Genomic DNA, 4,091 nt, shown 5'->3' on the forward strand with positions numbered 1-4,091 from the left:
GTGGTGCCCCGGGGCCGGTGGTGCCCCGGGGCCGGTGGTGCCCCGGGGCCGGTGGTGCCCCGGGGCCGGTGGTGCCCCGGGGCCGGTGGTGCCCCGGGGCCGGTGGTGCCCCGGGGCCGGTGGCGGGTGGTCGCTGCTGTGGGCAGCCGTAGCCTGGCCTGGCCGGTGCCGGTGGCACGGCAACCAGGGTGGTTCGGCGGCTCCTGGGGTCCGGCTGACCCTGGCGCGGGGTCACCCCCTGAAGGCCGGACGCTGTCCGCGCCCACGGGTGGATCGAGGTCGACCCACTTCCTGCGTGACCGCGCCGTACTCCGGACTCCGGCAGCAGTCGGTCAGCCCTCGCGTGGATCCAGCCGCAACGACACCGAGTTGATGCAGTAGCGGGCGTCCTTCGGGGTGAACCCCTCGCCGTCGAACCGGTGACCCAGGTGGGAGTCGCAGTTGGCGCAGCGCACCTCGGTCCGCAGCATGCCGTGCGAGCGGTCCTCGACGTAGCGGATCGCACCGGGCAGTGCCTCGTCGAAACTCGGCCAGCCGCAGTGCGAGTCGAACTTGGTGTCACTGGCGAACAGTTCCGCGCCGCAGGCCCGGCAGCGGTACATCCCCGACGTCTTGGTGTCGACGTACTCGCCCGTCCAGGGGCGCTCGGTGCCGGCCTCGCGCAGCACCCGGAACTCCTCCGGCGAGAGCCGGACCCGCCACTCGTCCTCGGTCTTCGGCAGTTCACTCTTGTCAAGACTCACCCGACAACGGTACGTCGCCTGTCGTACCCGTGGCATATGGTCGCCAGATGGGTGGCACCACGAGGTCCGCCGCCACCGAGGTCGAGGTGGCCGGGCGGACGGTACGGCTGACCAGCCCGGACCGGGTGATCTTTCCGGGACCGGGCTACACCAAGTCCGACGTGTTCCACTACTACCTCGCCGTGGGCGACGCGATCCTGCGGTCGCTGCGGGACCGGCCCACGACCCTCCAACGCTTCCCCGAGGGCATCGAGGGAGAGATGTTCTTCCAGAAACGGGTACCGGCCCGGGGCGTACCGCCGTGGCTGCGGACCGCGGAGATCAGGTTCCCCAGCGGCCGGTCGGCCGACGAGCTCTGCCCGGCCGACCTGGCGCACGTCGCGTGGGCGGCCCAGATGGGCACCATCGTCTTCCACCCCTGGCCGGTCCGGGCTGCCGACGTCGACCGTCCCGACGAACTGCGGATCGACCTCGATCCCCAGCCCGGGACGGACTTCGCCGACGCGGTCGAGGCGGCCGGCGAGGTCCGTGCCCTGCTGACCGAGCTGGGCGCCACCGGCTGGCCGAAGACCTCCGGCGGCCGGGGCGTGCACGTCTACCTGCGGATCGCGCCACGGTGGACGTTCACCGAGGTGCGCCGGGCCACCATCGCCCTCGCCCGGGAGGTCGAGCGTCGCCGGCCCGACCTGGTGACCACCGCCTGGTGGAAGGAACAGCGGGGCGCGCACGTCTTCGTCGACTACAACCAGATGGCCCGGGACCGGACGATCGCCTGCGCGTACTCGCTGCGCGCCAACGCCCGGGCCACCGTCTCCACCCCGGTCACCTGGGACGAACTGCCCCACGTCGACCCCGACGACTTCCACCTGGGCAGTGTGCCGGCCCGGCTCGCCGAACGGGGCGACCCGCACGCCGGCATCGACGACACCCCGTGGGACATCAGCCCGCTGCTGGAGTGGGCCGACCGGGACGACGCCGGTGGCCAGGGCGACCTGCCGTACCCACCGGACCACCCGAAGATGCCCGGCGAACCAAAACGGGTCCAGCCGTCCAAGGACCGCGACCGGGACCGGGCCGCCGGCTCCTAGCCAGGCCACGACGAGGCACACCGTCGCCGGGTGGCTGCCATCGGTGACCATGGCGGGAGAACGCGCCCCATGGTCGATGACGGCGAGGAGTCCCGATGGCCCGCCCGGTTGTCTTCTGCGTCCCGCACCCCGACGACGAGGTCCTCGGCGCGGGGGTGTCCATCGCCGAGCATGTCTTCGCCGGTCGCGACGTGCACCTTCTGCTGATGACCCGGGGCGCCGGCTCCGGGGCGATCCGAAAACTCAACGGCGAGGACTGGTCGCCGTGGTGGGGCGTCGACCATGACCCGGCGACCGAGGGATACCAACCGTTCACGCCGGAGACGATGGGTGATGCCCGACACGGCGAGCTGATCGCGGCGGTCGGCTGCCTCGGCGTGACGCAGGACCGGATCCACGAGGCGACCGAGCTGATCGGTGAACCGGTCACCGACGGTACCCTCACCTCGGACCAGGCACGACGGGCGATCCTCGCGCTGGTCGCGCGCTTCGACCCGACCGCCGGCAACCCGGGGCTGTGGGGACCGAGCTGGCTGGTGGACAACAACCCGGACCACATCGCGGTCGGGCAGGCCATCAAGGCGCTGGGCGCCGCCGATCCGGTGAGGTTCGCCGACCGTCGGTACTGGGTGCTGCCGCCGTACTGGCAGGATGCCCGGCTCGGGCAGATCGCCGGCGAATTCTGGGACCTGCCGACCGACGTGTTCATCGAACGGCGGGTCCGTAACGCGTGCCGGGCGTACGCGGCCTGGGCGCCGCCACACGCGTTCGCCTTCGGGTACCACAGCGTGTCCGACATGTTTGCGCTGATGGACGGGTCGACCAGCCCGCCGAAGTGCTTGATCCACAAGTAACCGCCACTGCGGCTACGCAGCGCGTCCGATCACCGACACCGGATAACGATCAAGTAACGGGCGCGAACCTTTCCCGGCCCACGCCGAGTCTGTGTGGGCATCGGTCCCACCGGGGGCCGGGAAGGGCGTGGCATGAAGCTGGTCTTGAGACGCGCACGCGAGGCACGCGGGCTGCTGCTCGCCGCCGCCGTCGCGGCACTGGTCGCCACCGTGCTGGTCACCGGCCTGTCCGAATACAACCGTCGGGCCACCGACGCCGGTCAGCGGGCCGTGCTGCGGGCCGCCACGGCCGAGGAGCGCAGCCTCCTGGTCAGCGGCGCCGGTGGCCGGGACGCCGCCGAGTTCGCCGCCCGGGACCGGGCCGTGCGCACCGAGTTCGCCGCCGGGATCGACGGGGTACCCACCACCGTCGCCGGTGCCCGGTACGGCACCGGCCGGCAGCTCACCGGCGACCTCGGGTCGGCCGCCCCCAGCGGCGGGGACCCCGTCTTCGCCGCCCTGGTGACCCTGGACGGCCTGGCCGACCGGGCCGAACTCGTCGACGGCGAATGGCCCACGCCGGGCGGGGCACCACTGCGGGTCACCCTGCCGGAGAAGGTCGCCACCACGCTGGGACTGACGGTCGGGGAGCGGATCCCGTTGACCGACCGCAGCACCGAACGGACCAGCGAGGTGCTCCTGGCCGGCATCTGGCGCCCCCGTGACCCGAACGACCCGTACTGGCGGCTCGCCCCCGGTGTCGGCCAAGGCAGCGCCGGATCGACCAGCTCGTACGGGCCGTTCGTGCTGCACCCCGACGACTTCGCCGCCACCTTCCCGGGCGGCTTCTCGGCGAGCTGGCTCGTCGAACCGGACCTGGCCGCCCGCCCCCCGGCCGACCTGGTCGGGGTCAAGGACGCGGTCGCCGCCATCGCCGCGGTCCTGCCGGAACGGGCCCAACTGGGCAACTCGGCGCAGAGCGTGACCCAGGTGGACCGGCTCATCGACCGGCTGGTCCGGGCCGACCTGGTCGGCCGGTCCGCGCTGTTCACCCCGCTGCTGCTGATCGTCGTCCTGGCCGGGTACGCGCTGACCCTGGTCGCCGCGCTGCTCAGCGAGGACCGGCGCGGGCAGACCGCCCTGCTGCGCGCCCGTGGTGCCGCCCGGTGGCAGCTCGCCGGCCTGGCCGCCCGGGAGGCCACGCTGGTGGTGCTGCCCGCCGCGCTCCTGGCGCCCCCACTGGCCGCCCAGGCGCTCCGGCACACCGCCGTCGCCCGCCCCGCCGACACCGGGCTCGACCTCGGCGGCTCGGCACTGACCTGGGCGGTCGCCGTCGCGGTCGCCGTCGGCTGCCTGCTGGCCATGCTCTCCCCGGCGCTGCGGCACGGCGGTACCTACGTCGCCGACATGGCCGCCCGGTCCCGCCC

Annotated in this window: 4 protein-coding genes; 3 read left to right on the top strand and 1 reads right to left on the bottom strand. The window is 73.3% G+C overall.

The features are described from left to right. Positions 1 to 332: 332 nt before the first annotated feature. On the bottom strand, positions 333 to 743 hold the full coding sequence (gene msrB, locus GSF22_RS31565) for a peptide-methionine (R)-S-oxide reductase MsrB (RefSeq protein ID WP_208817566.1): 411 nt from the start codon (positions 741 to 743) through the stop codon (positions 333 to 335). Between the two features lie 47 nt (positions 744 to 790). On the opposite strand from msrB, the gene ligD reads away from it, so the two are divergent. From ligD to GSF22_RS31580, 3 genes are all read left to right on the top strand, one after another. Then, positions 791 to 1,831, top strand: coding sequence for a non-homologous end-joining DNA ligase (gene ligD, locus GSF22_RS31570; RefSeq protein ID WP_208817567.1), 1,041 nt, complete (start codon positions 791 to 793; stop codon positions 1,829 to 1,831). Between the two features lie 95 nt (positions 1,832 to 1,926). After that, positions 1,927 to 2,685 (top strand): PIG-L deacetylase family protein, encoded by a 759-nt coding sequence (locus GSF22_RS31575; protein WP_208817568.1) that lies wholly within the window; start codon positions 1,927 to 1,929, stop codon positions 2,683 to 2,685. A gap of 144 nt (positions 2,686 to 2,829) precedes the next feature. Further along, positions 2,830 to 4,091: FtsX-like permease family protein (locus GSF22_RS31580; protein WP_307804492.1), on the top strand; the 1,262-nt coding region annotated here is incomplete at its 3' end.

The organism is Micromonospora echinofusca, from assembly GCF_017614955.1.
Taxonomy (GTDB): Bacteria; Actinomycetota; Actinomycetes; order Mycobacteriales; family Micromonosporaceae; genus Micromonospora; species Micromonospora echinofusca_A.